The organism is Peptoniphilus vaginalis, from assembly GCF_900176605.1.
GTDB classification, from domain to species: Bacteria; Bacillota; Clostridia; order Tissierellales; family Peptoniphilaceae; genus Peptoniphilus_A; species Peptoniphilus_A vaginalis.
This window is the reverse complement of sequence record NZ_FXLP01000004.1, coordinates 242,107-256,364: the sequence shown is the minus strand read 5'-3', so window position 1 is coordinate 256,364 and position 14,258 is coordinate 242,107. Positions and strand designations below refer to the sequence as shown.

The window sequence follows — 14,258 nt, the reverse complement described above, 5'->3', positions numbered from 1 at the left end:
GCACGAGAAAGAAAGTTCAAAGCATGGAATGCTGCCGGTAACAGCCCCTTATAGGGGCAAAACAAACCACCGGCTTAGCCGGTGGTTATGATTATTAGGTGCCCAAGGAGGAAAAAAATGAAAAAGAAGTTAGTAAGAATGTCGCCCGCTATGTCAATAGCATTTGTACTTTTTGCATCACACGCTGGTGGTGGTTTTGCAACAGGTAACCAAGCAAATACATATTTTGTAAAGCTTGGTTGGAGTGGACTTGTGTCAGCTGTGATTGCAATGGTCCTTTTAACTTGGACCCTCAAAGAAGCAATTGTAATGTATAACTCAAGGGGTCTAAAGTCCTACAAGGAACTTTTTGAAACACTCTACCATCCCTTTGACAAGTTAGAACTTGTTTTTGAAGGATTTTACTACATCATGGTAGTGATGGTAATAGCAAGTACAATATCAGGATCAGCTTCAGCCCTAAAGGAATTTTTTAATTTCAACTATGGCTTGTCTGTCCTTGGAGTTAGTGTATTAACTCTTATGTTAGCAATTTTTGGCGAAAAACTTGTTAGAAATGTTGGAACACTAATGGGAATTGTGATCCTTGTTACTTCAGTTTTAATCTATCTAGTTGGATCATTTCAAGGAGACCTAGTAGGAGTTATCACAAGTAACTTCGAAAAAACTGGTTTTTCAAACTTAGACAAGGCGATATTTAACGGATTTATCTATGCAGGATTTCAATGTGTGCAGATACCTTCAATGATTTCCTGTTCAAGAGTTTTAAATAGCGAGAGGGAAGTTTCAAAATCAATGAAACTATCTTGCCTAATAAACTCCTTGGCACTTGGACTTTCAGTCCTTATGCTCCTAGTTTGGAGAGGTTACTACACAGGCCTAGAAGGAGGCGAAGTTATACCAACACTTACATCTACAAATGCCATGGGCTATAAGTGGATGACTGTATTTTATGTGATATCCCTTGTACTTTGCCTATTGTCTTCTGGAGTTTCAATAATCTTTGGCTTTGTTTCAAGATTTGAAAATTCAAAAGCTCTAAGAAAAGTTGAATCCCTAGAACTTAGAAGATTTGGACTAGCAGTGGGAATACTTGTCCTATCAATGGCAATATCAATGGCAGGTCTTACAAATATAATAAAATACGGTTACGGTTATTGTGGCTATATAGCAATATTATTTGTAGTCCTTCCTTTTATAACAGTAGGACTTTATAAAAATAAAAAATATTTACAACCAGAAGTTAGAAAAGAATTTGTATTAGATTAATCAGAGGAGAAAAAAGATGAGAACAGTTAAGATGACAAATTACAGTGTATCACAAAGAGGATATGAAGGACTAGGAAAGTTAGTAGAAGAATATGGCTTCAAGAAAGTTGTCCTAGTTGGAGGTAAGAGAGCCCTTGCAGCAGTTTCACAAAAAATCAGAGATGGTCTAAAAGGATCAAGCGTAGAAGTCCTTGGCGAATTCGTTTATGGACATGAATGTACCCTAAACAACGTTAATGCCCTAATGGAAAAGGAAGAAGTCCAAAAGGCAGATGTTATTTTTGCAGTAGGAGGAGGAAAGGCACTAGACACAGGAAAAGTTCTTGCAGGTTTCTTAAATAAACCAGCTATGTCCTTCCCAACAATTTGCTCCAACTGTGCAGGTGGTACAGCAATTGCAGTAGTTTATAATGATGACGGATCCTTCCTAAGATATGAGTTAATCCCAGCTCCAGTCCATATGTTTGTTGAAGTAGAAACAATAGCTGAAGCACCTGAAAAATATTTCTGGGCAGGCATTGGCGATGGACTTAGCAAACAACCAGAAGTTCTCTTTGCAACAAAGGGACTAAAGGACCTAGACTTCGTAGCCAATATGGGAGTAAGCATTGCCAAGACTTGTCAAGAACCATTCCTAAAATATGGAGAAGAAGGACTTAAGGACGTAAGAGAAAACAAGGCATCAAAGGCAGTAGAAGAAGTTGCTACAGATATCCTAGTTAACACTGGTTATGTATCAAACCTAACAAATGGAGATAAGTATTATTACAATTCATCTCTTGCCCATGTATTTTACAACGTATCAACATCAGTAAAGAGAGATGGAGAATACCTTCACGGAGTCCTAGTATCCTATGGCGTTTTAGTTCTTCATGCCTACGACAAAAACTATGAAGAATTTGAAAAACTTGCAAGATTTAACAAGAAGCTCGGCTTGCCAGTAACTCTAGAAGAAATTGGTTTGACAAGAGATGACGTAAGAGAAATGGCAAAGAAAGTTTATGACACAACAGAATGGCAAAAATCAGAAAAAGCTCTAAGTGAAGAAAAATTTGTAGAAGCAGCCTTCTACGCAGATGATTATGGAAAAAAATTATTAGCAGAATAATAATTTTTCAAAAAGAAAAGATGATGAAAATAGACCTAGAATTTAATCTAGGTCTAATTTTTTGTTGACTTATAAATTAATTTGCATTTGCGTATTCCATATTGTAAGCCCTACAAATTGCATTTAAATTCTTAAAGAACAAGTACCAAGCGAAGAAGAAACCAATTCCACAAAGCCAGGAACCAACTATCATCCATAGCAAAAAGCTTCCGCCATTATCAGGAATATTTCTTCCATATCTTGGGGCATTTGCTTGGGTCCTATTCATAAAATTAAACTCCCAGAATAGACAATAGATGCCACAAGTTAGGATTCCAAAGAAAAAGAATTTTAAAAGTCCACTTGTCTCTTCTCCATCTCCAGCACAGGCAATATTTACACTTTCAGCTGCCTTGTATATCAAGTAATAGTGATAAAATCCGCAAGTTATAATAGATAGAATTATATATAGGGGGAAGGACCAGTCATCCTTTACATAGCCCCTAAAGGGAGCTGGACCAAGATTTCTTCCATAATTGTTGTAGGCATTGTAGGAGCCTGCATTATTATAGTTGTTATGGTTGTTGCTATAATTATTGTTATTATAAGCATTTTGATTATTATAATTTTCAAACTTTTGAGCCTTTTTAGCTTCAGATTTTTCTTGGAAGTCACTCTTGCTCTTGTTAAATACAGAAATAAAAACATTAATAGACTCGTTAATTTCTCTCTTTAAAAATTCTGTATTAGAAATATTTGAAAAATAATTATCAGGATAAATTTTTTCCTTGCTGTTTCCAATAAAATAAATAAGACCTATAACTATAAGTGCAACAATAAGAAGGTAAAAATTACCATAGTAACCATAGTAATAAAAAATCTTGGAAATTATGAATAAAAACACATTTGTAATTAATAAAAATATACCTGATATTAAAAGTCCGTTAAATAATTCCTTGTTCTTGCCAGTGTTCCAATTTTTAAAAATTGAAAATAGGGAGAAGGTCATAAAAACCAAGGATATAGCCATACCTCCTAGGAAGGGCAGACTAATTAAGAAATATAAAAAATTTGAAAATCCCATCATAATAAACCTCCTATAAATGAGAAGAAAAATCCAAAGAAAGCAAGGATTGTTGCTATAGAGGCAATACCTGTTACAATCATAAAGACTAGAGTGATTATTTTTACAGGACTTAAGCCTGCCTCTCCACTATAATTTTCTCTTTTATCATAAGAGGAGTCTTCCTTGTAAGTCTTTTCTTCCTTTACTTTTTGACCTTGTGAAGAGTTTTCTTTTAAATCCTTCTCTGGTCTTATTATCTCTTTATGAACTTCAAGCTTTGGAGTTGCCTTGTCCTCTTCTCTATCTAGGATCTCTGGAGCTTTTACTCTTTCATCAAGAGGTTCATCTAAAATTTTTGGAGCCTCAACTTTTTCTACTTTTTCTTCTTTAAACAAGTCTTCTTTTTGTGATTCTCTTGAAAGATTTAAGTCTTCCTTAATCTCTTCAGCAATTTCTTCTTTAACTTTTTCACTTTCAGAAGGTTTTTCTTCAAATTCTTCAGGCACTAGGTCCATGGGATCCTTATCAATTATTGGAGCTTTAAAATCTTTTAAATTTTCTTTTTTGACCTCAACTTCATCAGAATCTACTGGAACAGGAGCACCACATTGGTCGCAAAACTTCATGTGCTCGCCTAGCCTGTTGCCACACTTAATACAAAACATAAGTCACCTCATCAATTCTTTCAAAAATATAAAAATCTTGTAGAAGATGGATTCATAGGGTCTGCAAACAACGATGGTGTCTTTTGGGTCCATCATCCTAAAAACATATACAATTAAAAACACAAGAACAAAGGAAACTTCTATGCCCCTTAAAAATTTTTTTGAGAACTTGTCCCTAAAGATATAAATAATAAGTCCAAGAGCTGGGAGAACAAATAGGGGATGATAATAATAGGCAGACTTGAAGTCCAATCTTAGGAGACTAAGATAAGCCCTAGTCATCCCACAACTTGGGCAAGATATGCCAGTCATAAATTTAATGGGGCAAGTTATGCCAAAAAATTGTAAAATTCCATATATTATACTTACCATTACTATGAAAACAAGTAAGCTCTTTCTATCTTTTTTCACTGCGATATTTCCTTTGCAAAAAATGTTTTCCTATTTATATATTATTATATACAAATAAAATTATAAAATCTATTTCTTAATAAAGAGACATAAATTTATAATAATAAATTTAATAATGAGAAAAGCTTATCTCCTTTTGTTATAATAAATACAGAGAATAAATAAGGAGATTTTTATGGACTACAATAAATATTTAAGGGGAAAAATGGTGCCGGCCTTTGGATGTACTGAGCCCATAGCCTTGGCTTTTGCAGCTAGCCGTGCAAGATGTATCTTAGGAGAAGACCCAGAGAGAATCACAGCTAGGTTATCGGGCAACATTATTAAAAATGTAAATAGCGTTAAGGTACCAGGAACCGACGGGAGAAAGGGAATTGAAATTTCTCTTGCGGCAGGAGCTTTTTTAGGAGACTACACAAAGAAACTCGAAGTCTTATCTGATGTAGACAAGTCTAAGCTTGGATACTTAGACGATTTAATAAAAAAAGGATTATGCGACATAGAACTTCTTCATGAGAAGAAGGGTCTTTACATTGACGTATCCATGGAAAAGGGAGAAAAAACTTCTCGAGTAGTGATAAAGGATTTTCATACAAATATTATTTTTGAAAGTCTAAACAATGAAATTCTTTTTGAAAAGAAGGAAGACCATGAGGAAGTAGAGGGCAAGATTGACTTATCTTTTGACAAGATTTATGACTTTGCAAAAAATGGAAATTATGATGACATTATTGATGTCTTGGACAAGGAAATTGAGTACAACTACGCCATTGCCAAGGAGGGAATCGAAAATCTTTGGGGAGCAAATATTGGCAAGATGGTCCTAGAAGAAGCAGGAGATAAGTACTCTGAAAAACTTGTGGCTTATGCAGCTGCAGGATCAGATGCCCGTATGTCTGGATGCGAAAAACCTGTTGTCATCAACTCTGGATCAGGAAACCAGGGGATTACAGTTTCAGTCCCAATAATAATTTATGCCAAGGACCACGATATTCCAAAGAATAAACTTTACAGGGCCCTAATTTTTACCAACCTAATTGGACTCTATATAAAAGAGGGGATTGGGGAGCTGTCTGCCTACTGCGGAGTTGTGTCTGCAGGCTGTGCTTCAGTTTGCGGTCTTGCCTTTATGGAAGATGAAGACAAGAATTTAATTAAGGAAACTTTAACCAATGCCCTTGCAACAAACTCTGGTCTAATTTGTGATGGTGCAAAAGAATCCTGCGCCATTAAAATTGCATCAAGCCTAAAGATGGGATTCTTAGCATACAAGCAAGCCAAGGCAGGCAATTCTTTTAAGGCAGGCGATGGAATCGTCAAGGGCGACATAGATGAGATGATAAAAACTGTGGGACATATAGCAATGGAGGGGATGAAAGAAACGGACGAAGTAATTTTAAGAGAAATGATTGGTAAATAATTTTAAAGGAGAAAAAATGAACAAATTAAAAGAAAAGAAAAAAATAAAATTTGATGCTTTTGTAATAATATTTTTAGTAATTGTTTTTTGCTATTTTCTTACTTTAATAATTCCTTCTGGAGAATTTACTAGAGAAGAAATTAATGGAGTTGTAAGTGTTATACCTGATTCTTTTCACAGTACGCCTAAGGTTTATCTAAAACCACAAGCTATTTTTCAGGCTATACCAGAAGGTTTAACAGCTTCAGCATCAATGATGTTTGTAGTTATGATGGTTGCTGGTTGTATCGAAATATATAAGAGATCTGATGCAATTAATAAATTAGTTTCAGCACTTTTATCTAAGGCCGATAAATTTGGAAGTGAAAAGATTCTTTCATTAATTATGATAATGTTTGGTTGTTTGGGTGGATTTTTAGGATGGAATGAACAAATTGTTCCATTTATACCAATAATAATTTCGTTGTGCCTTGCAATGGGTTATGATGTTATGACTGCAATAGCAGCATCTGCAATGGTAGATATGATTAGTTTTTCTGTTTCTCCATCAAGTGTTTATACAGTTGGAATTTCACATGAAGTTGCTCAACTTCCAATGTTTTCAGGTTTTGCATTTAGGTTAACTTTACTAATAATATTTAACATAATAATGCAGTTTTATGTCTTAAGATATGCGAAAAAAGTAAAAAAAGATAAGTCATATTCAATTATGCAAGGTATAGATGACTCCCAATTTAGAATTGATTTTTCAGAAACATTAAGTGAAAAAATGAATGGAAGACAAAAGCTTTCTTTATTGGTATTTTTGGCAACTTTTGTTGCTGCCATTGTTGGTGTGTCATCAAAAGGATGGACAATGAATGATCTTGGTGCAGCTTTTTTCTTTGCAGGAGTAATGGGTGGTATCATTAATGGGATGAATATCAATGAAGTTATTGATGGATTCATTTCTGGTGCAAAAGATGGCCTAGGACCTGCATTGGTAATTGGTTTGGCAAGAGGTATTCAATGGGTACTTACAACAGGTGCTGTTATAGATCCAATAATTAATGCAGTATCAAAACCTCTTCGAGCATTAGGAACTATATCTACACCAATAGCAGTTACATTTGTTATTGCGTTATTTAATGGTTTAATAACATCAGGCTCTGCAAAAGCAACTGCTCTTATGCCAATATTAATTCCTTTAGCTGACTTAGTAGGAATGACAAGACAAACAATGATTTTGGCTTTTCAAATTGGTGATGGTCTAACAAATAGTTTATGGTTCACAAGTGGAACTTTGTTAATGTTCTTAACAATTGCAAAAATACCTTTAAATAGATGGTATAAATTCATTTGGAAGCTAATGTTAATATTATTTGTAGTTTCATTTATAGCATTAATAGTAGCAGTAAAGATTAATTATGGGCCATTCTAAGAGGTGAATTATGAGAAATTTAATAGATAGAATAAATGAAAACAAAGAATATGTCATAAACTTAAGAAGATATTTTCATGAAAATCCAGAATTGTCTTGGAAAGAAGTAAATACTTCAAAGAGAATTCAAAAAGAATTAGATGAAATGGGAATAGATTACGAAGTTGTAAAAGATATAGGAGTAATAGGCCATATAAAAGGTAAAAAAGAAGGAAAGAGACTTGGAATAAGAGCAGATATTGATGCTCTACCAGTTAAAGAAGAAACAGGTCTTGATTTTGCGTCCAAAAACGAAGGTGTAATGCATGCGTGTGGTCATGATGCTCATATTTCAATTTTATTAGGAGCAGCAAAAATTTTAAATGATCTAAAGGAAGAACTTAATGGAGAAATACTTGTAATATTTCAACCAGCTGAAGAATATATTCAAGATTCTGGTGCCAAATACTTATCTCAAATTCCTGAAATTAAAAACCTTGATAGAATTATAGGACTTCATATTTGGGGAGATATTGAATCAGGAAAAGCATCTTTAAATGAAGGTCCTATAATGGCATCAGCTGATACCTTTGATATTTTTATAAAAGGAATAAGTGGCCATGGAGCAAGTCCTCATAAATCAATTGACCCTATTGTTGCAGGATCTATGGTTGTAAACGCACTTCAAACAATAGTATCAAGAGAAAATGATCCACTTGAACCACAAGTCATAAGTGTTACAGCTTTCAACTCTGGAAATTCTAAAAATGTAATCCCAGAAATTGCTCATCTCGAAGGGACTACAAGGTCATTTAATAATGAACTTAGATCTAAATATAAGAGTGAAATGGAAAGAGTTTTAGAGGGTGTTAGCTTAACAACAAGGGCAGAAATAAAATTAGATTATCACGATGGAACACCTGCCACAGTAAATGAAAAAGAATCAACTGAAATGGGAATAGAAGTAGCAAGAGAAGTATTTAAAGATGGTTTTATTGAAGACTATCCAAAACTTATGGGTGGCGAAGATTTTGCAAAATATTTATTAAATATACCTGGTTGCTTTTTACTTCTCGGAGGTGCAGGAAAAAAAGGCAAGATAGCTCAACATAATGAAAAATTTGATATTGACGAAGATGCTCTAGCACTAGGTGTAGAATATTTTATAAAGTATGCTTTAAAATATTTAGATTAAATCCACATAAAAAGACGAAGTCGCATGACCTCGTCTTTTTTTTAGAAATTTTTACTTTTCAATTACCTTATAGCCCATATTTTTCAAAATTCCTGTCACAGAATTTTCTGGTACAAGGTGGGCTGATCCAACTAGGATGAAGTAGGTGTTCTTTCCATCTTTCTTTAGCATAGCGTCAATTTTTTCTGCCATCTTCTTGTCCCTTTCACTTAAGAGGACCTCGTTAAATTTTTCTGAGGCTTCATCTCCAGGTCTTGAAAGAATTTTTTTCATCTTATCCCTGTCGCCTGCTGACCAAACAGTGAGCATCTTGTCTACTCCATCATTTATATTCTTGTAGCCATTTCGCTCAATCTCGCTAGTTATAGATTCAATCATCTTTATATAGGCATCTTGGTCAAAGTTTGCAAGGAGATTTGCTTGAAACTCCATAGACTCAAGCTCTCCAATTTCAATTTTATTTAAGAGACTCATGGAAACAAAGTAGGACTCGACTCCAAAGGATGCTTTAGGAGCATCAAGCCTTGGGTCAACAGATAGGGTGTTGTAAACTGCCCATGGCTTAAGCTTAATTAGTTTGTCTTCAGTTAAGCCAAAGCCCTTGAAGATCCTTAGGACTCTTGCATAGAGTTCATAGCCAAGGTCATCTTTTAAGGTTCTTCCATCCTTGTAATAAAGTTTTTCTTCCATCTTCTTAGCTTCTTTTTTATTTGTGGTGTCAATTTCCATAAAAATTTTGTCAGAGGACTTTAGGGCATTTATAATTCCTTCGTCAATGGGATAGAGCCAGTCTCTGCCTACGTGGATAGAGCCCAGCATGTAAATTTTATTTCCCTTGTTGTTGACTTCATAGAAGAAGCCCTTAGAAGTCTTGCCACCATCTTGGAGGACCTTATTAACAGCCCTTCTGTAGAGGCAAACCATCTCTTGGAAGGGGATTTTTTCCTTTAAGTATTTTTCATCAGATGAACCCAAAAATATTTTTGAATCTCTTAGGTCCTTTATGTCAAAGGTCTTTTTGTTTAAAAGTTTTGAAATTGAATTTAAGGCTTCAAGACGACTTAGGTCCTTGAAGGCAAAGTCGCCTCCAGTTTTAATTCCACAGGATTGGATTTTTTCTTTAGAAAGCTTGTAAGTTTCTCTCGCATCTTCAAGAGTAACAGGTTTTTTAAAGTCGTTTCCTTCATAAAAGGTCTTGGCTGGGAGGATTCCCATAAATTGGGCATCGCTAAGGTCCCTTACAGCCCAAGATGAGTAGGAAGGAGATGGACTTTTCTTGGAATCAGGTTTTGATTTGACCTCGTGGGCCTCTTCGATTTTTTTGTCCAAGGTATTTTGTGGATTTTTATCTTCTGACCTTGCCTTAACTTCTTCAACCCTTATCTCAGTCACCTGAGGTGTGACTTTCTCATTAGCCGCTAGGGTTGGACTTATCAAAAGTGGTATAAGACCAAGGCTTAATAGTAGATTTTTTATTTTTTTCACTTATTTCACCTCTTGGTAAATTTCCCTTAGGTTTTCTATTAGTCTTTCGTTGGCATCATCATCTAAGATGCAAAATCTAAAAAATGATTTGTCTAAATTTTTAAAAGTGTCGCAGTTTCTTACTACAAGACCCTTCTTCATTAATCTTCCACGAAGTTCTCTTGCATCAGGTCCCCTTAAAATCTTTACCAAAACAAAGTTGCCATAGGATTCAAAGGCTCTTAGATTTTTGATTTTTGCAAGTTTCTTGTAAAGACCTACTCTGCGAGTTCTTACAAAGTCGTGGACTTCCTTTATATAAGCCTCATCAGAGAACATGACCTTGCCGCAGATTTCTGCCACAGAATTAATCTGCCAGAGGACTTCCTTGCCCTTGAAAAATTTCAAAAGTCCATTATTTGATGTTAGTCCATAGCCAAGTCTTATGCCAGGGAGGGCAAAAAACTTAGAAGTCCCCCTCACGACGATTAACTTGTCATAGGACTTTGTCAAAGATGAAGATGAGAAAGTTTCCATGTCTGTGAACTCAATATAGGTTTCGTCCACCAAGACCTTGGCCTCAGTTTCTTTCAAAATTCTTTCTATTTCAGATTTTTTTAAAATTGTTCCTGTAGGGTTGTTTGGATTTGCAAAAATTAAAAACTCAACATTTTTTTCATTTATAATTTTTATAAGCTCATCAAGATTTACTTTAAAATCATTTTTTTCTTCTAAATTATATTGGATTATGTAGGAAGAAATTTTCCTTAACTCCCTCTCATACTCAGAGTAACAAGGCGATAGGATCATAGAAGTTTTTGGAGCAAAATAGTGGATTGCATCCTTTAAAATCTCTGTAGACCCAAGTCCCAGTACAATATTTTTAACATCACAAGATGCGTAAGAAGATATAGATTTTTTTAAGTCCACGTAGTCCACGTCGGGATAGGTTGAAAGCAAGTTTAAGTTTTCCTTAAGACTTTCAAGAGCCCTCTTAGATGGTCCCAGTGGATTTATGTTGGAAGAAAAATCCCTAATGTCTTCAATTTTTATGCCTTCATCTTTCGCAATTTCAAAAACATTTGCGCCGTGACTGTTCATTATAACACCTCATTTCCTATTGTACCCTATTTGGTAAAAAATTACATATATTATATAATAAGGGGTAATAAAAGGGTGAGGTGGCTTATGAATAATTTTAGAAATGACTACAGTGATTTTGGATCCAAGGAAATCTACCAAGAGATAGAGAGGATTTTTGATAAAAAAGTTTCTGGCTATGGGACCGACGAGATTTCCAATGAAGCTAGAGATTTAATTTTAAGAGAAATTGAAAGAGAAGCAGATATTGAATTTGTGTCTGGGGGAACTGCAACAAATATTTTGGCTACGACCTTTGGTCTTAGACCCTATGAAGGAGTTTTATCTGCATCAACAGGTCATATAACCCACCACGAGACTGGGTCCATCGAAGCCACAGGTCACAAGGTTGTGACTCTAGAAACTTCTGATGGTAAATTAAGACCTGATGAAATTAGAAAATTTATTGATGACCAGCCAGGAGAAATTGACGTAAAGATAAAAGTTGTCTACATTTCTCAAACTACTGAAGTGGGAACAGTCTATTCCATAGATGAAATCAGAGAAATTTATGAAGTTTGTCAGGAAAAGAATTTATATCTTTATATTGACGGAGCGAGAATTGCCCATGCCATGGCTGCAAACTCTAGTAGCTTAGCTGACTACGCCAAGTATTCTCACATCTTTTCCATTGGTGGAACAAAAAACGGGGCAATCTTCGGTGAAGCCCTGGTAATTTTAGATGAAAATTTGAAAAAGGATTTTAGGTATTACTTAAAACAAAGGGGAGCCATGATGGCAAAGTCATTCTTAATTGGTCTATCCTTCAAGGTCTTATTCCAAGATGGACTTTATTATGAAAATGCCAAGAGGGCCTACAGCATGTCAAGAATCCTTGTTGATGGTCTAAGAGACCTAGGAAGGGACCCAGTCTTTGGCGAGTCCAACCAAGTTTTTATAAAATCAAACCCAGAAGAAATTGAAAAATTGAAAAAAGAAAATATTTTTGAAATAGAAAATGCCAAGGAGTCTATTATTAGGCTTGTGACAAATTACAGGACAAGTGAAGAGGAAGTAAGAGGTTTTTTAAACTCTATAAATAATTAGGAGGAAGTATGTTAGAAAGAAATATGACAGTTGAAGCTGCGATAATGGAAAATCCAAAAGTCTTAAAGGAAATCCAAAAGCTTGGAGGAGAATACGACTTTATAGCTATGGAAAGCCTTGAAGATGCCTTAAAGTCTCTAGGGGAAGACTACGACCTATTTATTAAAAAAGTTGAAGGTCAAGCTGATTTCAAGGATATGGATAGGGTTAGAAAGATGTCTAAGGAAGAGATAATCCATTATATTGTAGAAGAAATTCACCCAAAAGAGCTTGCTACAACAGAAAAAATCGACGAAATCTTTAGGGGAGCAATCAAAAAATATTACAGAGAAAGAGGAGAACAACTCTTTGTAATCTATGAAGTCCTTCTTCTTATCAAGGCGGAACTTATTTCTCACTTTGCCAGTGAAGAAGAATATGAATTCAAGGATGCCCTTGCAGGCAAGAAGGTTGACTTTGAAAACCTACTTGCAGAACACGAAAAGACTATTGGACTCTTTGAAAGGATCAAATACCTAACTAGTGACTACAAAATGAATGCAGAAGAGCCAGAAATCATGGAACTCAACAAGCTTATGGGAGAACTTGATGAGGATATGAGAAGACATATCTATATAGAAAACGAAATTCTATTTAGGATGTAAGTCTTGGGATTTATAAATTTTTAAAATTTAATAATAAGAAGTGAAATGGTTTAGCTTTTGCTAGGCCATTTTTTATTGTTCCGAAACCGACTTTATATTATTCCTTTTTTTCCATAGCTAGGATCTCATCTAGATAGTCATCAAGATCCTTTGTATACTTAACTTTCTTACTGTTAGAAGAATCATAGGAAGGAGCCTTTGCTATTTTTCTTGAATCAAGGTCCTATCTAAGTTAGGATCATCTAATTTTTTTACATTATCCTTGTACTCATTCCAATATTTAACCACTGTCTTTCTGTTAATCTTAAGAATCTTCGCAGCCTCTCTATTTGAATATCCTTGATTTTAAGTCTTATTATTGCATGCTTGTCCATTAAATTAATCACCTCACATACCTCCCGTATCTATATTTTAAATACGGAGAATAAACTAAAACAAGTGGACCATTTTTCGATTAGAATTAATCGATTATTGGACCACTTTTAATTTATCATTTACAACTTTATCGGAAATTATGAACTGTCAAAGGAAGAATTAACTGAAGAAGAATGATTAAGACAAGAACTAAAAATCAATGAGAAAAAAGACAGACTTCATCAAAATCATTTGAAACGTAAAGCAAGCGGCAAACAACAGGAGAAATCAAATTTTTTGAAAAGGGTGGGGGTACTTGTAAAGGGTTCAGATGATAATTTATAGAAGAGGTGATATATTGACAAAAAACCAAAAAAAATGATAATATAATTATTAAAGATAAACCATTTATCAAAAAGAAAATAAGAGGTGAAAGTTAGATGTCTTATTGCTCGGATATAACAAGAAATAGAATTCTAGAATGTGCTAAAAGGGAATTTTTAAGCAAAGGATTTGAAAATGCACAGGTAGTTGAAATTGCTAAATTAGCGAAAGTAACTACAGGGGCTATTTATCGTCATTTCAAAAATAAAGAAGCCTTATTTTTTGCTCTAATTGAAGAGGTATATAATCACACCTTAGATGTTGTTTCTGATGTTGAAAAAAGGAGCGAACATAAAACTATTATGACAGACTCTGATTTAGTCGATGATGAAGAGATTATAGAAAATTTATTTTTAGAAACAATGGTATTTGTTGATTATATGTATGCACACTTTGATAACTTTAAGCTGATTTTTGAATGTAGTAAAGGTACGCAAGTAGAAAACTTTATTGAGGATATTACTGAAAGATATACAGCTAAAAATATCAAGTTGATTCTTTTCAACGCTAAACAAGAGCAAATTAACACAGAAATTAAAGAGTTTGAAGTACATGTCATTACAAAAGCCTATATTACATCTCTATGCGAGTGTGTTCTTCATGATATACCATATGATAATGTTAGTGAATATATTAGAAGCATTGTTGTTTTTCAATATTATGGTTGGCAGGGCTTAATGAATAAAAACAACAAATAAATTTTTTCAAAGGGT

General features: G+C 34.4%; 14 protein-coding genes and 1 pseudogene. 9 read left to right on the top strand and 6 right to left on the bottom strand.

Features of this window, described 5'->3' with window-relative positions:
- The first annotated feature begins 117 nt into the window (after positions 1-117).
- Both CAN42_RS02655 and CAN42_RS02650 read left to right on the top strand, forming a co-directional pair.
- Entirely contained in the window at positions 118-1,269 is a 1,152-nt protein-coding gene (locus tag CAN42_RS02655; RefSeq protein WP_085875426.1) for a YkvI family membrane protein, read from the top strand.
- Positions 1,270-1,285: 16 nt separating this feature from the next.
- On the top strand, positions 1,286-2,377 hold the full coding sequence (locus CAN42_RS02650) for an iron-containing alcohol dehydrogenase family protein (protein WP_085875425.1): 1,092 nt from the start codon (positions 1,286-1,288) through the stop codon (positions 2,375-2,377).
- Between the two features lie 76 nt (positions 2,378-2,453).
- Here the strand turns inward: CAN42_RS02650 and CAN42_RS02645 are convergent, their stop codons facing one another.
- Genes CAN42_RS02645 through CAN42_RS02635 form a run of 3 tightly spaced genes read right to left on the bottom strand, consistent with a single transcriptional unit; the run spans position 2,454 to position 4,498 of the window.
- Positions 2,454-3,386, bottom strand: a complete 933-nt coding sequence (locus CAN42_RS02645) for a DUF4234 domain-containing protein (protein WP_167627542.1) — start codon at positions 3,384-3,386, stop codon at positions 2,454-2,456.
- A gap of 53 nt (positions 3,387-3,439) precedes the next feature.
- Complete coding sequence (locus tag CAN42_RS02640; protein ID WP_085875423.1) at positions 3,440-4,087, bottom strand: zinc ribbon domain-containing protein; 648 nt, start codon at positions 4,085-4,087, stop codon at positions 3,440-3,442.
- Between the two features lie 3 nt (positions 4,088-4,090).
- Positions 4,091-4,498, bottom strand: coding sequence for a DUF2752 domain-containing protein (locus tag CAN42_RS02635; protein ID WP_085875422.1), 408 nt, complete (start codon positions 4,496-4,498; stop codon positions 4,091-4,093).
- A 175-nt stretch (positions 4,499-4,673) separates the two neighbouring features.
- Between CAN42_RS02635 and CAN42_RS02630 the strand changes: the two genes are divergently transcribed.
- The 3 genes from CAN42_RS02630 to CAN42_RS02620 are packed head-to-tail and all read left to right on the top strand — an operon-like array spanning position 4,674 to position 8,512.
- Positions 4,674-5,918 carry an L-cysteine desulfidase family protein gene (locus CAN42_RS02630; protein ID WP_085875421.1) on the top strand — a complete coding sequence of 415 codons (1,245 nt, stop codon included), beginning with the start codon at positions 4,674-4,676 and terminating at the stop codon, positions 5,916-5,918.
- 16 nt (positions 5,919-5,934) lie between these two features.
- On the top strand, positions 5,935-7,338 hold the full coding sequence (locus CAN42_RS02625) for a YfcC family protein (protein WP_085875750.1): 1,404 nt from the start codon (positions 5,935-5,937) through the stop codon (positions 7,336-7,338).
- Positions 7,339-7,348: 10 nt separating this feature from the next.
- On the top strand, positions 7,349-8,512 hold the full coding sequence (locus tag CAN42_RS02620; protein ID WP_085875420.1) for a M20 metallopeptidase family protein: 1,164 nt from the start codon (positions 7,349-7,351) through the stop codon (positions 8,510-8,512).
- A gap of 51 nt (positions 8,513-8,563) precedes the next feature.
- Here the strand turns inward: CAN42_RS02620 and CAN42_RS02615 are convergent, their stop codons facing one another.
- Both CAN42_RS02615 and CAN42_RS02610 read right to left on the bottom strand, forming a co-directional pair.
- Positions 8,564-9,997 carry a TraB/GumN family protein gene (locus CAN42_RS02615; RefSeq protein WP_085875419.1) on the bottom strand — a complete coding sequence of 478 codons (1,434 nt, stop codon included), beginning with the start codon at positions 9,995-9,997 and terminating at the stop codon, positions 8,564-8,566.
- The gene (locus tag CAN42_RS02610) at positions 9,998-11,077 is read right to left on the bottom strand and encodes a pyridoxal phosphate-dependent aminotransferase (protein WP_085875418.1); all 1,080 of its coding nucleotides are present in this window, start codon (positions 11,075-11,077) and stop codon (positions 9,998-10,000) included. It abuts the gene before it with no gap.
- 87 nt (positions 11,078-11,164) lie between these two features.
- Between CAN42_RS02610 and CAN42_RS02605 the strand changes: the two genes are divergently transcribed.
- Together CAN42_RS02605 and CAN42_RS02600 are read left to right on the top strand one after the other, a co-directional pair.
- The gene (locus CAN42_RS02605; RefSeq protein WP_085875417.1) at positions 11,165-12,163 is read left to right on the top strand and encodes a threonine aldolase family protein; all 999 of its coding nucleotides are present in this window, start codon (positions 11,165-11,167) and stop codon (positions 12,161-12,163) included.
- 8 nt (positions 12,164-12,171) lie between these two features.
- Positions 12,172-12,807 carry a hemerythrin domain-containing protein gene (locus CAN42_RS02600; protein ID WP_085875416.1) on the top strand — a complete coding sequence of 212 codons (636 nt, stop codon included), beginning with the start codon at positions 12,172-12,174 and terminating at the stop codon, positions 12,805-12,807.
- A 251-nt stretch (positions 12,808-13,058) separates the two neighbouring features.
- Here the strand turns inward: CAN42_RS02600 and CAN42_RS09140 are convergent, their stop codons facing one another.
- Complete coding sequence (locus CAN42_RS09140; RefSeq protein WP_277251363.1) at positions 13,059-13,193, bottom strand: hypothetical protein; 135 nt, start codon at positions 13,191-13,193, stop codon at positions 13,059-13,061.
- Between the two features lie 103 nt (positions 13,194-13,296).
- Between CAN42_RS09140 and CAN42_RS09080 the strand changes: the two are divergent.
- Both CAN42_RS09080 and CAN42_RS02590 read left to right on the top strand, forming a co-directional pair.
- Positions 13,297-13,506, top strand: a pseudogene (locus tag CAN42_RS09080) (recombinase TnpX); the annotation flags it as partial.
- Positions 13,507-13,601: 95 nt separating this feature from the next.
- Positions 13,602-14,243, top strand: coding sequence for a TetR/AcrR family transcriptional regulator (locus CAN42_RS02590; protein ID WP_085875415.1), 642 nt, complete (start codon positions 13,602-13,604; stop codon positions 14,241-14,243).
- Positions 14,244-14,258: the final 15 nt, after the last annotated feature.

What these genes read in the sequence shown, in the direction of transcription:
- CAN42_RS02655 (WP_085875426.1), top strand. Translation starts at nt 118, where the DNA reads ATGAAAAAGAAGTTAGTAAGAATGTCGCCCGCTATGTCAATAGCATTT.
- CAN42_RS02650 (WP_085875425.1), top strand. Translation starts at nt 1,286, where the DNA reads ATGAGAACAGTTAAGATGACAAATTACAGTGTATCACAAAGAGGATAT.
- CAN42_RS02645 (WP_167627542.1), bottom strand. Translation starts at nt 3,386, where the DNA reads ATGGCTATATCCTTGGTTTTTATGACCTTCTCCCTATTTTCAATTTTT.
- CAN42_RS02640 (WP_085875423.1), bottom strand. Translation starts at nt 4,087, where the DNA reads ATGTTTTGTATTAAGTGTGGCAACAGGCTAGGCGAGCACATGAAGTTT.
- CAN42_RS02630 (WP_085875421.1), top strand. Translation starts at nt 4,674, where the DNA reads ATGGACTACAATAAATATTTAAGGGGAAAAATGGTGCCGGCCTTTGGA.
- CAN42_RS02625 (WP_085875750.1), top strand. Translation starts at nt 5,935, where the DNA reads ATGAACAAATTAAAAGAAAAGAAAAAAATAAAATTTGATGCTTTTGTA.
- CAN42_RS02620 (WP_085875420.1), top strand. Translation starts at nt 7,349, where the DNA reads ATGAGAAATTTAATAGATAGAATAAATGAAAACAAAGAATATGTCATA.
- CAN42_RS02610 (WP_085875418.1), bottom strand. Translation starts at nt 11,077, where the DNA reads ATGAACAGTCACGGCGCAAATGTTTTTGAAATTGCGAAAGATGAAGGC.
- CAN42_RS02605 (WP_085875417.1), top strand. Translation starts at nt 11,165, where the DNA reads ATGAATAATTTTAGAAATGACTACAGTGATTTTGGATCCAAGGAAATC.
- CAN42_RS02600 (WP_085875416.1), top strand. Translation starts at nt 12,172, where the DNA reads ATGTTAGAAAGAAATATGACAGTTGAAGCTGCGATAATGGAAAATCCA.
- CAN42_RS02590 (WP_085875415.1), top strand. Translation starts at nt 13,602, where the DNA reads ATGTCTTATTGCTCGGATATAACAAGAAATAGAATTCTAGAATGTGCT.